Source organism: Isoptericola jiangsuensis, assembly GCF_048320105.1.
In the GTDB taxonomy this organism is placed as follows: Bacteria; Actinomycetota; Actinomycetes; order Actinomycetales; family Cellulomonadaceae; genus Isoptericola; species Isoptericola jiangsuensis_A.
Genome location: NZ_CP182942.1, coordinates 2,727,254 through 2,743,971 on the forward strand (window position 1 = coordinate 2,727,254; position 16,718 = coordinate 2,743,971).

Genomic DNA, 16,718 nt, shown 5'->3' on the forward strand with positions numbered 1-16,718 from the left:
AGCCATGGCACACGCACCGTTCGGTTCCCAGGGCTCGCAGACCGCGGACAGCTACGAGGCTTCCACGGTGCGTCCCTACGCGGTCACTGGTGGCCGCGTCCGTTCCTCCATGTCCGACCTGCCGCTCGAAGCGCTGGTCGAGGTCATGCCGGGTGCTGTGAGCAGCTTCGGCCTGACCCCTGAGAAGCGGGCCATCCTTCAGCACGCGGCGCACACCTACGTGTCGATCGCCGAGCTCTCGGCACTGCTGAAGCTTCCTCTCGGTGTCGTCCGCATCCTCGTGGCGGACATGCAGGAGGAGGGCCACATCACCGTGCACACCTCGGCCCCGGTGAACGTCCACACGGGCCACGGCAGCAACCACTCGGGTCTTTCCCTGAGCGTCTTGGAGAGTGTTCTCAATGGCATTTCCGCCCTCTGACAGCGCGGCGCCCCAGGGTTCCGGCGCCATGGCCCCTGCCTGGGCGCCGGTCTCGCAGCCGTCGGGTGTGTGGGCCACACCGGCGCCTGCGCCGGCCGCGGCCGTGAGCCCTGCTGCGGCGCCGAGCACACCGGCGCGTCAGAGCGTGCTCGGTGGTACCACGGGGACGGCCCGCAACCAGAGCGAGTCGGCCTCGAGCCCGGCCGCCGCGTCGTCGACGGGCGCCGCCCCGGCCGCGACGCTCGACGCGTCGCCTGCGGTGCAGGCCGACGACCGGGCGGGCGCAGCAGCACAGCCGCAGACGCCGGCACAGTCGCAGGCCCCTGCTCAGCCGGCCGCGCAGGCTGCCCCGGCCGCTGCGCCGACCCCCGGCACTGCCGGCGCGGCTCCGACGGTGACCAAGATCGTGGTCGCGGGCGGGTTCGCGGTCGGCAAGACGACCTTCATCGGCTCGATCTCCGACGTCGAGCCCCTGAACACCGAAGCGGCGATGACCGAGCACTCGGTGGGCGTCGACGACGCGGGTGGCGTGACCGACCGGAAGACCACCACGACGGTGGCGATGGACTTCGGGCGGGTGTCGCTGCCCGGCAACCTCTGGCTCTACCTGTTCGGCACCCCTGGCCAGGACCGCTTCCTCTTCATGTGGGACGACCTGGTCCGCGGGGCGATCGGTGCGGTCGTCCTGGTGGACACGGACCGTCTCGAGCAGTGCTTCCCGGCGATCGACTACTTCGAGCAGCGCGGCGTGCCGTTCGTGGTGGGCGTGAACTGCTTCGACGGCGTGGCGAAGCACCGCCTGGAGGACGTCCGTGAGGCGCTCCAGATCCCGGCGCACGTCCCCATGCTGTACACCGACGCGAGGTCACGCGCTGCGACGAAGCAGACGCTCATCTCCTTGGTCCAGCTCGCCATGCGCCAGCTGCGGACGGGCGGCACGGCCAGCTGAGCACGAGGCCGACGGTGGCCGTCGGGGTCGGAGCACCGACCCCGGCGGCCGCGTCGGCCTCGCTTGCGCTCCGGATAGAATCCGGAGCCTGGAGGGCTGACAGAGCGGCCGAATGTGACGGTCTTGAAAACCGTTGTTGCGCGAGCAACCGCGGGTTCGAATCCCGCGCCCTCCGCCAACTCGGCCGGGGGCGTGGCGTCCGTGGACGCCGCGCCCCCGCACGCCGGACAGGTCGAGCTGGGTCGGTCTCGGCTTGGCGCTGTCCGCACTGACCTGAGGTGCTGACCTGGGGTGATGACGCGTGGCGGGTGCGCCGGTCGTGCGTTTTGCCCCAGAGGACGGTCGGCCGGTACCCTGGTCGCTGCGGCCCCTTGACGGGGCCTTGTCATGGAGACGTCGCATAGTCTGGTCTAGTGCGCCACCCTGCTAAGGTGGTAACGGGGCAACCCGTTCGCGGGTTCAAATCCCGCCGTCTCCGCCAGGAAGGCTCCGGTGCTCGTCGCCCGGGGCCTTTTCTGTTCCCGCAGGTCGGTCCAGGTGGCCTGGGTCACGTTCGCCGGATCGGGTTTGGCGCTCGGCGCCCGGCGCGGTAATGTTCTCGTCGGCCGGTACGCGAGTTCCGGCCGGTAGGCGCCCGTAGCTCAACGGATAGAGCATCTGACTACGGATCAGAAGGTTGGGGGTTCGAATCCCTCCGGGCGCACACGCAGACCAACGGCTCGATCCCACCGGGGATCGGGCCGTTCGTCGTTGTCGGCAACCGGGCCATGCTTCCCCTCGAAGCTTGCGGCGCGGCAGCGCCGGTGGATGCCGATCAGGCCGTCGGCGTGATCGCCTGCTCGCTCGAGACCCCGCCCACCGCCGTCCTGGCTCGAGGACATTCCCTGTCGCCGGCGTCGCGATCGCGGCTTCGACGACCGCACTCGGCCGATGATCAGCTCGCAGCTCGGTCCTGCGTCCAGTGAGCGCTCCGTACGGCCGTCGGCCGGTGCATTCGCCTCTCCTGTTCGGGCACACCCGGCACCTCAAGAGCTGCAACGCTCCGGAGCTGCCTGCGCCGGGTGCCGCTCGTCGCCGGGGATCAGCCGGTGCCCCCGCGGCCGGCTGACGCCCGGTGCTGTCTGAGGGAGTGCGCGTCGCCCGCTTCCATCGGGTCGCCCGAACGGGGTGCCCGCCCGCTGCCCTGGGGTCGCCCAGGAGGCTGCCGCCCGTCGCCACGGAAGTGCTCGATGCCGGGGGCTGTCTGAGCGGGAGGGTGCACTGCCTGTGCACGGCAGGCGCCGCGGCGTGGAAACGACCGTGGTGAAGCGTCGGCAGGCAGACCGGCCAGGTTGCGCCGGACGATCCGGGGCCCGCGAGACCAGCCGGCAAGGATTCCGCCTCCAGCGCCTGCCACCGAGCCGTCGCCCGGCGTCCAGATCGACCGGTGGTGCGACCGACGATGACGGCATGACGGGTGAGTACCCAGGGAGGTGTCGAGGGAGTGGCGCGCGCCACGCTGCACCGCGTTGACTTCCGACGGAAGACGTCTGTAATGTTCTCTGAGTCAGCCCGACAGGCCGACGGACACCGAGGAGACAGCCGAGAGGCTGGGTACCGGTGGCCGGGCCGGAGCTGGCCACCACATCCTTCTGGACCGGGACGTATTGCGTTCTGGTGACGTGGGGCGTGTTCCTTTTGTCAGGAATGGCGAGGATCTACGGATCCGAGCGATTTGCGAAGACAATCCGGAACTGCTAAGTTAGAGGGGTTGCCCCGGAGGGGGTCGGGACGGTTGTTCTGGCTTCTGATGGTGTGTGTCGGTTGTTTGAGAACTCAACAGTGTGCTTGATAGTCAATGCCAAATTTTGAACCTTATTGGTTCCTTTGGACTAGATTGGACAGCTAGTTTTGCTAGTTTGTTTGGTCTGGCCAGTATCGATTGGCATCGCGCATCTTTCGGGGTGTTGTGGTGTTTTCTCTCTTTTACGGAGAGTTTGATCCTGGCTCAGGACGAACGCTGGCGGCGTGCTTAACACATGCAAGTCGAACGGTGAAGCCCAGCTTGCTGGGTGGATCAGTGGCGAACGGGTGAGTAACACGTGAGCAACCTGCCCTCCACTTCGGGATAAGCCTTGGAAACGGGGTCTAATACCGGATATGAGCCTGCATCGCATGGTGTGGGTTGGAAAGTTTTTCGGTGGGGGATGGGCTCGCGGCCTATCAGCTTGTTGGTGGGGTGATGGCCTACCAAGGCGTCGACGGGTAGCCGGCCTGAGAGGGCGACCGGCCACACTGGGACTGAGACACGGCCCAGACTCCTACGGGAGGCAGCAGTGGGGAATATTGCACAATGGGCGAAAGCCTGATGCAGCGACGCCGCGTGAGGGATGACGGCCTTCGGGTTGTAAACCTCTTTCAGCAGGGAAGAAGGCTTCGGTTGACGGTACCTGCAGAAGAAGCGCCGGCTAACTACGTGCCAGCAGCCGCGGTAATACGTAGGGCGCAAGCGTTGTCCGGAATTATTGGGCGTAAAGAGCTCGTAGGCGGTTTGTCGCGTCTGGTGTGAAAACCTCAGGCTCAACCTGGGGCGTGCATCGGGTACGGGCAGACTAGAGTGCGGTAGGGGAGACTGGAATTCCTGGTGTAGCGGTGGAATGCGCAGATATCAGGAGGAACACCGATGGCGAAGGCAGGTCTCTGGGCCGCAACTGACGCTGAGGAGCGAAAGCATGGGGAGCGAACAGGATTAGATACCCTGGTAGTCCATGCCGTAAACGTTGGGCACTAGGTGTGGGGCTCATTCCACGAGTTCCGTGCCGCAGCTAACGCATTAAGTGCCCCGCCTGGGGAGTACGGCCGCAAGGCTAAAACTCAAAGGAATTGACGGGGGCCCGCACAAGCGGCGGAGCATGCGGATTAATTCGATGCAACGCGAAGAACCTTACCAAGGCTTGACATGCACCGGACGCTTCCAGAGATGGTTGTTCCGCAAGGTCGGTGCACAGGTGGTGCATGGTTGTCGTCAGCTCGTGTCGTGAGATGTTGGGTTAAGTCCCGCAACGAGCGCAACCCTCGTCCCATGTTGCCAGCGGGTTATGCCGGGGACTCATGGGAGACTGCCGGGGTCAACTCGGAGGAAGGCGGGGATGACGTCAAATCATCATGCCCCTTATGTCTTGGGCTTCACGCATGCTACAATGGCCGGTACAGAGGGCTGCGATACCGTAAGGTGGAGCGAATCCCAAAAAGCCGGTCTCAGTTCGGATTGGGGTCTGCAACTCGACCCCATGAAGTCGGAGTCGCTAGTAATCGCAGATCAGCAACGCTGCGGTGAATACGTTCCCGGGCCTTGTACACACCGCCCGTCAAGTCACGAAAGTTGGTAACACCCGAAGCCCATGGCCCAACCGGTTTTCCGGGGGGAGTGGTCGAAGGTGGGACCGGCGATTGGGACTAAGTCGTAACAAGGTAGCCGTACCGGAAGGTGCGGCTGGATCACCTCCTTTCTAAGGAGCACGTGGCCCTGGTGGTCTCGTCGGCGTGTGCTCGCCCGTTCGGGTGGGTTGCTGGTGGGGCTGGTAGCTGGGGTCCATGCAGGCCGCTCGAGGCACCGTTCGTGTGTCTGGTGGCTGCTCTGGGTGGAACATTGACCGTACGGTCGGCCCTGGTGGTCGAGGCGTCCAGTACAGCTGGTGGGTTCCTTCGGGGGTCTGCTGGTGGGAACGGGTCTCGGTGTCGGGGTTGGCTGGGAGAGCACACTGTTGGGTCCTGAGGCAACCGGCCATGGTCGGGGGTTTCACGACGCGGGTCGTCGGCTGGTGTCATACCGCCTGGTGCTGGGTTCTCTTCCCTGGAGGGGAGGGGGTCTGGTCGCGGGGTTGGTGGCACGGGGGCCGGCGGGTTCGTCCGTTGCTTGAGAACTGCACAGTGGACGCGAGCATCTCAGATGTTCAAGCGGCACCTCTTCTTTGAGGGGGTGCTTGTTTCTTGGATTTCTGTAGCAATTTTGTAGAGTGTGTCGAAGTTTCTTAGGGCACACGGTGGATGCCTTGGCACTAGGAGCCGAAGAAGGACGTGGTAGCCTGCGATAATCCTCGGGGAGCTGGCAAACGAGCTGTGATCCGAGGGTGTCCGAATGGGGGAACCCGGCCCAAGTCATGTTGGGTCACCTGCATCTGAATACATAGGGTGTAGGGGGGAACGCCGGGAAGTGAAACATCTCAGTACCGGCAGGAAGAGATATTCCGTGAGTAGTGGCGAGCGAAAGCGGATGAGGCCAAACCGTGCACGTGTCAAGCTGTCAGGCGTTGCGTGTGCGGGGTTGTGGGACCTTCTTTCAGGATCTGACAGTCCTGGGACCAGTAAGAAAGCCGTGTCATAGTCGAACCGCATTGAAAGGCGGACCGTAGAGGGTGTGAGTCCCGTAGACGAAATGGTGCGGCCTGGTGGAGGGGATCCCAAGTAGCACGGGGCCCGAGAAATCTCGTGTGAATCTGGCAAGACCACTTGCTAAGCCTAAATACTACCTAGTGACCGATAGCGGACCAGTACCGTGAGGGAAAGGTGAAAAGTACCCCGGGAGGGGAGTGAAATAGTACCTGAAACCGTGTGCCTACAATCCGTCGGAGCCTCCCTAGCAGGGGTGACGGCGTGCCTTTTGAAGAATGAGCCTGCGAGTTAGTGCTCGGTGGCGAGGTTAACCCGTGTGGGGAAGCCGTAGCGAAAGCGAGTCCGAATAGGGCGATACAGTCGCCGGGTCTAGACCCGAAGCGAAGTGATCTAGCCATGGGCAGGTTGAAGCGCCGGTAAGACGGCGTGGAGGACCGAACCCACTTAGGTTGAAAACTGAGGGGATGACCTGTGGTTAGGGGTGAAAGGCCAATCAAACTTCGTGATAGCTGGTTCTCCCCGAAATGCATTTAGGTGCAGCGTCACGCGTTCCTTACCGGAGGTAGAGCTACTGGATGGCCGATGGGCCCCACCAGGTTACTGACGTCAACCAAACTCCGAATGCCGGTAAGCCAGAGCGTGGCAGTGAGACTGCGGGGGATAAGCTTCGTAGTCGAGAGGGAAACAGCCCAGACCACCGGCTAAGGCCCCTAAGCGTGTGCTCAGTGGGAAAGGATGTGGAGTTGCACAGACAACCAGGAGGTTGGCTTAGAAGCAGCCACCCTTGAAAGAGTGCGTAATAGCTCACTGGTCAAGTGATTCCGCGCCGACAATGTAGCGGGGCTCAAGTACACCGCCGAAGCCGTGGCACTCACACAATATCCCAGCACATCCTTGAGGTGTGTTCAGGAGTGTGGGTGGGTAGGGGAGCGTCGTGTGGGCAGTGAAGCCGCGGAGTGATCCAGCGGTGGAGACTACACGAGTGAGAATGCAGGCATGAGTAGCGAATGACGGGTGAGAAACCCGTCCGCCGAATGACCAAGGGTTCCAGGGCCAGGCTAATCCGCCCTGGGTAAGTCGGGACCTAAGGCGAGGCCGACAGGCGTAGTCGATGGACAAGGAGTTGATATTCTCCTACCGGCGAAGAACCGCCCATACCGAGCCCGGTGATGCTCAGCACCCCAAGACGTCAACCGTCACCTTCGGGTGACACCTGACGAGGCGGCGTGCGACCCAAACCGGTAGTAGGTAAGCGTATTAACAGGGGTGACGCAGGAAGGTAGCCCGGCGTGGCGATGGTAGTCCACGTCCAAGGCTGTAGCCCGCTCTGTAGGCAAATCCGCAGAGCATCAAGGGTGAGAGCTGACAGAGAACCCGTACGGGGGAACTGGGTGATCCTATGCTGCCAAGAAAAGCCTCGACGCGAGGTTCTAGCCGCCCGTACCCCAAACCGACTCAGGTGGTCAGGTAGAGAATACTAAGGCGATCGAGAGAATCGTGGTTAAGGAACTCGGCAAAATGCCCCCGTAACTTCGGGAGAAGGGGGGCCTGATCCGTGAACCCACTTGCTGGGGGAAGCGGTGAGGGCCGCAGAGACCAGGGAGAAGCGACTGTTTACTAAAAACACAGGTCCGTGCGAAGTCGCAAGACGATGTATACGGACTGACGCCTGCCCGGTGCTGGAAGGTTAAGAGGACGGGTCAGCTTCGGCGAAGCCCAGAATTTAAGCCCCAGTAAACGGCGGTGGTAACTATAACCATCCTAAGGTAGCGAAATTCCTTGTCGGGTAAGTTCCGACCTGCACGAATGGCGTAACGACTTCTCCGCTGTCTCAACCACGAACTCGGCGAAATTGCACTACGAGTAAAGATGCTCGTTACGCGCAGCAGGACGGAAAGACCCCGGGACCTTTACTATAGCTTGGTATTGGTGTTCGGTGCGGTTTGTGTAGGATAGGTGGGAGACTATGAAACCCGCGCGCCAGCGCGAGTGGAGTCGCCGTTGAAATACCACTCTGACCGCATCGACCATCTAACCTCGGTCCGTGATCCGGACCAGGGACAGTGCCTGGTGGGTAGTTTAACTGGGGCGGTTGCCTCCCAAAATGTAACGGAGGCGCTCAAAGGTTCCCTCAGCCTGGTTGGCAATCAGGTGTCGAGTGCAAGTGCACAAGGGAGCTTGACTGTGAGACCGACAGGTCGAGCAGGGACGAAAGTCGGAACTAGTGATCCGGCGGTGGCTTGTGGAAGCGCCGTCGCTCAACGGATAAAAGGTACCCCGGGGATAACAGGCTGATCTTCCCCAAGAGTCCATATCGACGGGATGGTTTGGCACCTCGATGTCGGCTCGTCGCATCCTGGGGCTGGAGTAGGTCCCAAGGGTTGGGCTGTTCGCCCATTAAAGCGGCACGCGAGCTGGGTTTAGAACGTCGTGAGACAGTTCGGTCCCTATCCGCTGCGCGCGCAGGAAACTTGAGAAGGGCTGTCCCTAGTACGAGAGGACCGGGACGGACGAACCTCTGGTATGCCAGTTGTTCCGCCAGGAGCACCGCTGGTTCGCTACGTTCGGAAGGGATAACCGCTGAAAGCATCTAAGCGGGAAGCCTGCTTCAAGATGAGGTTTCCATCCCCCTCGAGGGGTGAAGGCACCCAGCTAGACCACTGGGTAGATAGGCCGGAAGTGGAAGACAGGACCAAAGACTGTCGCAGCTGACCGGTACTAATCAGCCAACAACTTCACACACCACAAAACATGCTACGCGTCCACTGTGCGGTTCCCGAGAAACGGGCACCACCCCCCCCCAGGCCGGCCAGGCCGTCAACACACCCGTTGACACCAGCCACCACAACAAGGGGGGAAACCCGAACAACTCGACAACGTTACGGCGGTCACAGCGAAGGGGAAACGCCCGGTCCCATACCGAACCCGGAAGCTTAGCCCTTCAGCGCCGATGGTACTGCCCTGGAGACGGGGTGGGAGAGTAGGACGCCGCCGGACACCATTCACAACAAGGCCCCCCAACCACCGGTTGGGGGGCCTTGCTGCATTCCGGGCACCCCCCACGATCGCAGCTCTGCGCACCTCGCAGGCGAACCCGCCACCAGCAGCACGGCAGCACGGCAGCACGGCAGGACAGGTCAGCACGAGGTGGCGCGACAGGGAGGATCCGACCAGGGCTCCCGCACAGCGGGTACTGAAGCGCTTCAGATGGATCCGGCGCGGCCGCTAGGATGTCGTGGTGAGCAGCGACGGAGCCCTGACGTCCTTCCCCGGTGTGCGCACCGCGGCACAGCGCAGGGAGCACTTCCGGTCCCTGGTCGATGTGGCTGGACGTTCGCTGCGTCAGGACGGTGCTGCGTGCTGGCTCGACGACGACCTCGAGCCGCTCCTGGATCGTCGGGTGGACACATGGATCACGGCCCGCATGGCGCACGTCCTCGGCCTCGGCGCCATCCTGGGTGTCTCCGGTGCGGCCGAGGGGGCTCGCTCGACGATCGGAGCGCTGGCCGACATCCTGCACGACGGGACCTACGGCGGATGGTTTGCGTCAGTCGGTACCCCGGATGAAGACGGGGACGCCACCAAGCAGGCGTACGCCCACGCCTTCGTGGTGCTCGCCGCCTCGACGGGCGTGCAGGCCGGCGTGGACGGCTCGCGGGAGCTCCTGGACTCGGCGCTGACGTGCCTGGACCGACGCTTCTGGGAGTCGAGGGCCGGGCTCCATGCGGACGAGTGCTCACGGGACTGGTCGACGATCGCCCCCTACCGCGGCGTCAACGCGAACATGCACGCGGTCGAGGCGTTGCTGGCTGCCTTTGACGCGACGGGGGACACGGAGTGCATCGCCCGGGCCGTGGCCATCGCCGATCGGGTGGTGGGGTGGGCCGCGCAGAACTCCTGGCGCATCCCCGAGCACTTCGACACCGGGTGGAACGTCCTGCTCGACTTCAACGCGGACCACCCCCGTGACCCGTTCAAGCCCTTCGGGGCGACCCCCGGTCACGGTCTGGAGTGGGCGCGCCTCCTGCTCCAGCTCGACGTCGCCGGCGGGACGCCCTCCCACCGGACCGCGGCCGCGGTCGCGCTCTACGACCGTGCGGCCGCCGACGGTTGGGACCCTGCGGGCGGCTTCGTGTACACGACCGACTGGTCCGGTGCGGCGGTGGAGGCACGACGGTTCCACTGGGTGGCGGCCGAGGCGGTGGCCGCGGCGGACGTGCTGGGACGGGTGACCGGTGAGCAGCGGTACGAGGACGACGCGGCACGCTGGTGGGAGTGGATCGACGACCACCTCGTGGACCATGAGGGCGGCTCCTGGTTCCACGAGCTGGACGTGGACAACCGGCCGTCGGGGCGGACCTGGATCGGCAAGCCGGACGTCTACCATGCTGCTCAGGCTGTCATCCTGCCGGAGCTGCCCCTGGCCGGGTCCTTCGCGGGCGGCGCGCGCACGATCGGGCAGCTGTTCGCGCTCGGTGGCGACGTCACCGGCTGAGAGGCGACCGAGAGGACCACTGGTGAGAGTTTCCGCGAAGGCCGACTACGCCGTTCGCGCCACCGTCGAGCTGGCGGCTGCGGGAAGCTCCGATCCGGTCTCCGCCGAGGCGCTGGCGACGGCGCAGCACATCCCGCACCGCTTCCTCGAGGCGATCCTGAGGGACCTTCGCCGCGACGGCATCGTCGTGAGCCGGCGGGGGGCGCGCGGGGGGTATGCCCTGTCGAGGCCGGCGAGCGAGGTGACGATCGCCGACGTCGTCCGGGCGGTGGACGGGCCGCTGGTGTACGTGCGGGACGAGCGGCCCGCGGACCTCGAGTACACGGGGGCGGCGCTGTCGCTGCTGGACGTGTGGGTGGCGCTGCGCGCCAACGTCCGCGCGGTCCTCGAGCAGGTCACCGTGGCGGACATCGCTGCGGGCGCGATCCCGGAGTCCGTCCGGCTGCTGGTGCAGGACGCCGACGCCTGGGAGAACCCCTGACGGCACCGGTCCGCCGGCGCAGGGTGAAGTCGTCCTCGTCCTGAGATGACGGTGGACGAGCGCGACCACCTATGTCTAGTATCCCTACATGTCTGGTCGGTTTACTACCTGGGAGTCATGATGAAGACGCTGGTCCTCATAGCAATCGTCGGTTTCGCCGCCCAGCTCGTCGACGGCAGCCTCGGCATGGCCTACGGCGTCACCTCGACGACGTTGCTGCTGGCCATCGGCACCAACCCCGCGATGGCCTCGGCGACGGTCCACCTCGCCGAGGTGGGGACCACCCTCGCGTCGGGGATCTCGCACTGGAAGTTCGGCAACGTCGACTGGAAGGTGGTCGGCAGGATCGGCGTCCCCGGTGCCGTCGGTGCCTTCGTGGGTGCCACGTTCCTCTCGTGGCTCGCGACCGACCTCGCCAAGCCGCTCATCTCCGTGATCCTGCTCGCCCTGGGCCTCTACGTGCTGCTGCGCTTCACGTTCCGCGGGCTGCGCACCGACCGGCTCGGCACCCCGCTGCGCAAGCGGTTCCTCACCCCCCTCGGCCTGGTCGCCGGGTTCGTCGACGCCACGGGTGGCGGTGGCTGGGGTCCGGTCGGCACGCCGGCCATCCTGGCCAGCGGGCGCATGGAGCCGCGCAAGGTGATCGGGTCCATCGACACCAGCGAGTTCTTCGTCGCGATCGCCGCGAGCCTCGGGTTCTTCGTCGGTCTCGGCACGGCGGGGATCGACGCCGGATGGGCCGTCGCACTGCTCGTCGGCGGCCTGGTCGCGGCACCGATCGCGGCCTACCTGGTCCGCATCGTGCCGCCCCGGGTCCTGGGCTCTGCCGTGGGCGGCCTCATCGTCCTCACGAACGCACGGACCCTGCTCACCACCTTCGAGGTCGACGGCTCCTGGTTCGCCGGCACCCTCACCCTGATCGCCGCGGTCTGGGCCGCCGCGGTCGTCTGGTCCGTGCGGGCGCACCGTGCGCAGAAAGCTCTCGCGGAGCCGGTCCCGGCCGCCGTCGGAGCGTCGGCGCAGGCCGTCGACGGGGTCGGGCCCGAGGTCTCGCGCGGGTGAAGGATCGGCCCCGGGTGGCGCTCATCGGCACCCGGGGTACCGTGGGCGCAACCGGCAGCGGCTACCGAGGGCCGCGTTGACCAAGGGGTGACCATGACTGCGCCGACGTCGCACAGGACCCAGGCCGCAGGCCTCTCGGCCGTCGCGGAGGTTCTCGCCACCGGGACGCAGCTCGTGGTCGGCCGGTATCGGATCGACGTCGAGACCGGTCGGACGTGGTGGTCGGACGAGGTCTACCGGTTGCACGGGCAGGAGCCCGGCGAGCTCGAACCCAGCATCGACGTCATCCGCGCACGCACCCACCCCGACGACCGCTCGCGGGTGTTCCGGACGGCCGCGGTCGCCCTGCGCGGCGGACGTCCGTTCGCGAGCGCGCACCGGATCGTCGACCCGCACGGCAAGTCCCGCACCGTCGTCGTCACCGGGCAGGGCAAGTACGACTCCGACGGCACCACGGTCCAGGTGGTCGGCTACGTGCTGGACATCAGCCCCGTGACGCGCGAGGCGCTCGATCGCGAGTCGCAGCGGGCCGTCGGCCGGGCGATGGTCGCGGCGTCCGCCGTCGAGCAGGTCAAGGGCGCCCTGATGATCGTGCGCGGTGTCGGGGAGGCGGAGGCGGGTGCGTCCCTGGCCGACCTCGCCGCGCGGGCGGGCGTCCCGGTGCAGGTCGCCGCGGCCCAGGTGGTGGCGGCGTGGAGGACCGAGGGCGAACCCGTCGACCGGCTGGAGGGCGCCCTGGCGTCCGTGCACCCGGTCGACCGGCCGAGAGGGCACGAGGCCCAGCTCGCCCGGCGGCGGCCCAGCGACTCCTGACTCAGACGACGGACACCTTGTCCGCGCGGCGGTCGAACGCCTTCGAGACGCCCTGACGCGCCAGGCGCCGGGCGAGGACGGCGACGCCACCGGTGACGGCGGCGAACACGATGGCCTGGACGACGGGGATTTCGTCCGCGTCGACGTCGATCGGGGCCTCGCTGCCGGTGGCCTTCTCCCACGCGACCTTGATGAGCTTCTGGGCCACCCAGCCGGCGGCGAACGTGGCCGCGACGGTCCCGATCTTGACGGCCAGCGTCGGCTCGCCGTGCTCCTGCAGTACCACGGGTCCTCCTGAGGGTCGATGGCGTCGCACGTGCCCGGAGGCGTCCGCACGACGGACGGGCTCCACCGTAGCGTGCGCGCCGGTAGTAGGCTCGGGGTGAACGACAGGGGAGCGCCCGCGGGCGCTGAGAGTGCGGGCCACCGCAGACCCTCGAACCTGATCCGGTTAGCACCGGTGGAGGAAGTCGGGCTTCTCGAACCCGTCGGCGCGTGCCCGGCCGACGGCATCCCCTCCAGCACCTTCAGGAGGACGCATGACCATCAGGACCCCTCGGACGACAGCGGCCGCCCTCGGCGTCGTCGCGCTGCTCCCGCTGCTCGCCGCCTGCGGCGGGGACGACGCCGGCGAGCAGCCCGGCGGGTCGCCCTCGTCGGACGGCGCCGCGGGGGAGCTCTCCGGGACGGTCACGCTCGTCACCCACGACTCGTTCGCCCTGAGCGACGGGCTGCTCGCCTCGTTCGAGGAGTCCAGCGGGCTGACCGTCGAGCACGTCGCGGTCGGCGACGCGGGCACCCTGGTGAACCAGCTCGTCCTGACGGCGGACTCGCCGCTCGGCGACGTCGTGTTCGGCATCGACAACACCTTCGCGTCGCGCGCGGTGGGGGCCGGGGTCTTCGAGGCGTACCAGCCCGAGGACCTCGACCCCGCGGCGGGCGCGCTCGCCGGCGACGGCCTCGAGGCGCTCACGCCGATCGACCAGGGCGACGTCTGCGTCAACGTCGACACGGCATGGTTCGAGCAGCAGGACGTCGAGGCGCCGACCACCTTCGAGGACCTGCTCGACCCCGCCTACCAGGACCTGACCGTCGTGCCGAACCCCGCGACGTCGTCCCCGGGCTTCGCGATGCTCCTGGCCACGATCGACGCGCTCGGCGAGGACGGCTGGGAGCAGTACTGGTCCGCCCTGGCGGACAACGGCCTGAAGGTGACCGAGGGCTGGTCGGACGCCTACTACGCCGACTTCTCCGGCGCGGGCGAGGGCGGTGAGCGACCGATCGTGCTGTCGTACGCGACGTCGCCCGCCTTCACCGTGACCGAGGACGGCAGCGAGTCGACGACGGCGGCGCTGCTCGACACCTGCTTCCGGCAGGTGGAGTACGCGGGCGTGCTGGCCGGCACCGACAACCCGGACGGCGCGCGCGCCCTCGTGGACTTCCTCGCCTCGGCGGACGTGCAGGCCGACGTCCCGGGGAGCATGTACATGTACCCGGCGGACCCGCAGACGGCGCTGCCCGCCGAGTGGGAGCAGTTCGCCCCCCTCGCCGCCGAGCCGTTCGACGTCGCGCCGGCCGAGATCGACGCCCACCGCGACGAGTGGATCCAGCGGTGGACGGCCACGGTCATCGGGTGAGCGAGAGGTCCGGACCCCGGCCGGGGCCGGGCGCCCGGATCGCCTGGGGGCTGGCGGCGGGTCTGCCGCTGCTGTTCCTGGGCGTGTTCTTCGTCTGGCCCGTGGTCGCCCTGGTCGTCCAGGGCTTCTTCTCCGACGACGGCGCCGGCGGACGTGCGCTCGACCTCAGCGGGTTCGCGGAGGTCCTGTCCGAGCCCCGGACCTGGCGGGTGGTCGGCCAGACTCTCGCGCAGGCCACGGCCGGGACGGTGCTCAGCGTGCTGCTGGGCCTCCCCGGTGCGTACCTGCTGTACAGGTGCCGGTTCCCGGGACGTACGCTCCTGCGCGGCCTGGTGACCTTGCCGTTCGTGCTGCCGACCGTCGTCGTGGGCGTCGCCTTCCGTGCCGTGCTGTCGCCGTCGGGACCGCTCGGGTGGCTCGGGTGGGAGGAGAGCTTCGCCGCCGTCGTCGCCGCCCTCGTGTTCTTCAACTACTCGGTGGTGGTGCGCACCGTCGGCGGGCTGTGGGAACGCCTCGACCCGCGCGCCGAGCAGGCCGCCCGCGCGCTCGGCGCCACACCCTGGCGCGCCTTCCGGACCGTGACGCTCCCCGCGCTCGGGCCCGCCGTCGCATCGGCGGCCTCCGTCGTGTTCCTGTTCTGCTCCACCGCCTTCGGGGTCGTGCTCGTGCTCGGCGGCCTCCGCTACGGCACCATCGAGACCGAGATCTGGGTCCGGACCACCCAGTTCCTCGACCTGCGGTCGGCCGCCGTCCTCAGCGTGCTGCAGCTCGTGGTCGTCACCGCGGCACTCCTCGTCAGCGCCCGCCTGCGCCGTGGTCGCGAGCGCGCGCTGCACCTCACCAGCGACAGGTCCGGCGCCCACCGGTGGCGCTGGACGCCGTCCGACGTCGTCCCCGCAGCCGTCACCGCCGTCGTCGTCGGCGGCCTGCTCGTGCTCCCCATGGCCGGGCTCGTCGCCCGGTCCTTCCGGGCGCCCGACGGGTCCTGGGGGCTGCACAACTACGTGGCCCTCGGCACCACCGGCGGACGCAACGCGCTCACCGTCACGGTCTGGGAGGCTCTCGCCACCTCCCTGCGCACCGCCGCGCTCGCCGCGCTCATCGCCGTCGTCGTCGGAGGGCTGGTCGCCCTCGTGGTGTCCCGCCGCCCCCGCTCGCGCGGCCTGCGCCGCGCCGTCGGCACCCTCGACACCGTGTTCATGCTGCCCCTCGGGGTCTCCGCCGTGACCGTCGGGTTCGGGTTCCTCATCACTCTCGACCGCCCGCTCGGGCTCGACGTCGACCTGCGCACCTCCGGCCTGCTGGTCCCCGTCGCGCAGGCCGTCGTGGCGATCCCGCTGGTCGTGCGCACCGTGCTGCCCGTGCTGCGCGCCATCGACCCCCGGCTCCGCGAGGCCGCCACGACGCTCGGCGCGCCTCCGGGACGGGTGCTGCGCACCGTCGACCTCCCCCTCGCGGCACGGTCCCTGGGCCTCGCCGTCGGGTTCGCGTTCGCGGTCTCGCTCGGCGAGTTCGGCGCGACGTCGTTCCTCGCGCGACCCGACGCCGCCACCCTGCCCGTGGTCATCTACCGGCTCATCGGCCTGCCCGGGGCCGAGAACTACGGGATGGCGCTCGCGGCGTCCGTGGTGCTGGCCGTGCTCACCGCGAGCGTCATGATGGTGGCCGAACGACTGCGCGGCGACGCCGGCGGAGGGGAGTTCTGATGATCGAGCCCGGTGGGCTCGCGATCCGCGACGTCGTCGTGCGCTACGGCCGGTCACGGCGCGACACGACGACGACGGCGGTGGACGGCGTCACGCTCGACGTCGCGGGCGGCGAGGTGCTCGCCCTGCTCGGACCGAGCGGCTGCGGCAAGTCGTCGCTGCTGCGGGCCGTCGCGGGGCTCGAACCCGTCGCCGCCGGCACCATCGAGTTCGACGGCGAGGACCTCGCCGACGTGCCCGTGCACCGACGCGGGTTCGGGCTGCTGTTCCAGGAGGGGCAGCTCTTCCCGCACCGCGACGTCGGACGCAACGTCGCCTACGGGCTGGAGATCCAGAAGATGTCGCGGGCGGACCGCGACGCGCGGGTCGAGGAGCTCCTCGAGGCGGTCGGGCTGACCGGGTACGCCCGGCGCGCCGTGGCGACCCTGTCCGGAGGGCAGCAGCAGCGGGTCGCCCTGGCGCGCTCGCTCGCGCCCCAGCCCCGGCTGCTGCTGCTCGACGAACCGCTCTCCGCGCTCGACCGCCAGCTGCGCGAACGCCTCGCCCACGACGTGCGCCGCACCCTGAAGGACACCGGCACGACGTCGGTGTTCGTCACGCACGACCACGCCGAGGCGTTCACCGTCGCCGACCGGGTCGCCGTCATGGACGCCGGTCGGCTGCTCCAGGTCGACACCCCCGACGCGCTGCGGACCGCGCCGGCGTCCGACCGGGTCGCGGAGTTCCTGGGGATCTGAGGCCCACCGGCCCGCGGGTCGGGCACGGCTCAGCGCAGGCAGGCGG

General features: G+C 67.6%; 10 protein-coding genes, 3 tRNA genes, 3 rRNA genes and 1 riboswitch. Of the genes, 15 read left to right on the forward strand and 1 reads right to left on the reverse strand.

The window, feature by feature from the left end; all coding sequences use genetic code 11:
• Positions 1–4: 4 nt before the first annotated feature.
• From ACNHYB_RS12500 to ACNHYB_RS12555, 12 genes are all read left to right on the forward strand, one after another.
• The gene (locus tag ACNHYB_RS12500; RefSeq protein ID WP_418275669.1) at positions 5–421 is read left to right on the forward strand and encodes a DUF742 domain-containing protein; all 417 of its coding nucleotides are present in this window, start codon (positions 5–7) and stop codon (positions 419–421) included.
• A 394-nt stretch (positions 422–815) separates the two neighbouring features.
• The gene (locus tag ACNHYB_RS12505) at positions 816–1,370 is read left to right on the forward strand and encodes a GTP-binding protein (protein ID WP_418278045.1); all 555 of its coding nucleotides are present in this window, start codon (positions 816–818) and stop codon (positions 1,368–1,370) included.
• 90 nt (positions 1,371–1,460) lie between these two features.
• Positions 1,461–1,548, forward strand: a tRNA-Ser gene (locus tag ACNHYB_RS12510).
• A gap of 211 nt (positions 1,549–1,759) precedes the next feature.
• Positions 1,760–1,851, forward strand: a tRNA-Ser gene (locus ACNHYB_RS12515).
• 149 nt (positions 1,852–2,000) lie between these two features.
• A tRNA-Arg gene (locus ACNHYB_RS12520) sits at positions 2,001–2,073 on the forward strand.
• 1,261 nt (positions 2,074–3,334) lie between these two features.
• Positions 3,335–4,858 (forward strand): 16S ribosomal RNA (locus tag ACNHYB_RS12525).
• A 510-nt stretch (positions 4,859–5,368) separates the two neighbouring features.
• Positions 5,369–8,483, forward strand: a 23S ribosomal RNA gene (locus ACNHYB_RS12530).
• A 138-nt stretch (positions 8,484–8,621) separates the two neighbouring features.
• Positions 8,622–8,738, forward strand: a 5S ribosomal RNA gene (gene rrf / locus ACNHYB_RS12535).
• The 16S, 23S and 5S rRNA genes sit together here, the layout of an rRNA operon.
• Positions 8,739–8,979: 241 nt before the next feature.
• Complete coding sequence (locus ACNHYB_RS12540; protein ID WP_418275670.1) at positions 8,980–10,236, forward strand: AGE family epimerase/isomerase; 1,257 nt, start codon at positions 8,980–8,982, stop codon at positions 10,234–10,236.
• Positions 10,237–10,258: 22 nt separating this feature from the next.
• Entirely contained in the window at positions 10,259–10,717 is a 459-nt protein-coding gene (locus tag ACNHYB_RS12545) for an RrF2 family transcriptional regulator (RefSeq protein WP_418275671.1), read from the forward strand.
• A gap of 120 nt (positions 10,718–10,837) precedes the next feature.
• Positions 10,838–11,779, forward strand: a complete 942-nt coding sequence (locus ACNHYB_RS12550) for a sulfite exporter TauE/SafE family protein (RefSeq protein WP_418278046.1) — start codon at positions 10,838–10,840, stop codon at positions 11,777–11,779.
• 93 nt (positions 11,780–11,872) lie between these two features.
• Entirely contained in the window at positions 11,873–12,592 is a 720-nt protein-coding gene (locus ACNHYB_RS12555; RefSeq protein WP_418275672.1) for a PAS domain-containing protein, read from the forward strand.
• Position 12,593: 1 nt separating this feature from the next.
• Here the strand turns inward: ACNHYB_RS12555 and ACNHYB_RS12560 are convergent, their stop codons facing one another.
• Positions 12,594–12,878, reverse strand: a complete 285-nt coding sequence (locus ACNHYB_RS12560; protein WP_418275673.1) for a DUF4235 domain-containing protein — start codon at positions 12,876–12,878, stop codon at positions 12,594–12,596.
• A 95-nt stretch (positions 12,879–12,973) separates the two neighbouring features.
• Positions 12,974–13,078: riboswitch (TPP riboswitch) on the forward strand.
• Positions 13,079–13,131: 53 nt separating this feature from the next.
• Here ACNHYB_RS12560 and ACNHYB_RS12565 point away from each other — a divergent pair.
• Genes ACNHYB_RS12565 through ACNHYB_RS12575 form a run of 3 tightly spaced genes read left to right on the forward strand, consistent with a single transcriptional unit; the run spans position 13,132 to position 16,672 of the window.
• Positions 13,132–14,229 carry a thiamine ABC transporter substrate-binding protein gene (locus tag ACNHYB_RS12565; protein ID WP_418275675.1) on the forward strand — a complete coding sequence of 366 codons (1,098 nt, stop codon included), beginning with the start codon at positions 13,132–13,134 and terminating at the stop codon, positions 14,227–14,229.
• The gene (locus tag ACNHYB_RS12570) at positions 14,226–15,935 is read left to right on the forward strand and encodes an ABC transporter permease (RefSeq protein ID WP_418275676.1); all 1,710 of its coding nucleotides are present in this window, start codon (positions 14,226–14,228) and stop codon (positions 15,933–15,935) included. Before ACNHYB_RS12565 ends, ACNHYB_RS12570 begins: the two co-directional genes overlap by 4 nt.
• Entirely contained in the window at positions 15,935–16,672 is a 738-nt protein-coding gene (locus ACNHYB_RS12575; protein WP_418275677.1) for an ABC transporter ATP-binding protein, read from the forward strand. The genes ACNHYB_RS12570 and ACNHYB_RS12575 overlap by 1 nt, the downstream gene beginning before the upstream one ends.
• Positions 16,673–16,718: the final 46 nt, after the last annotated feature.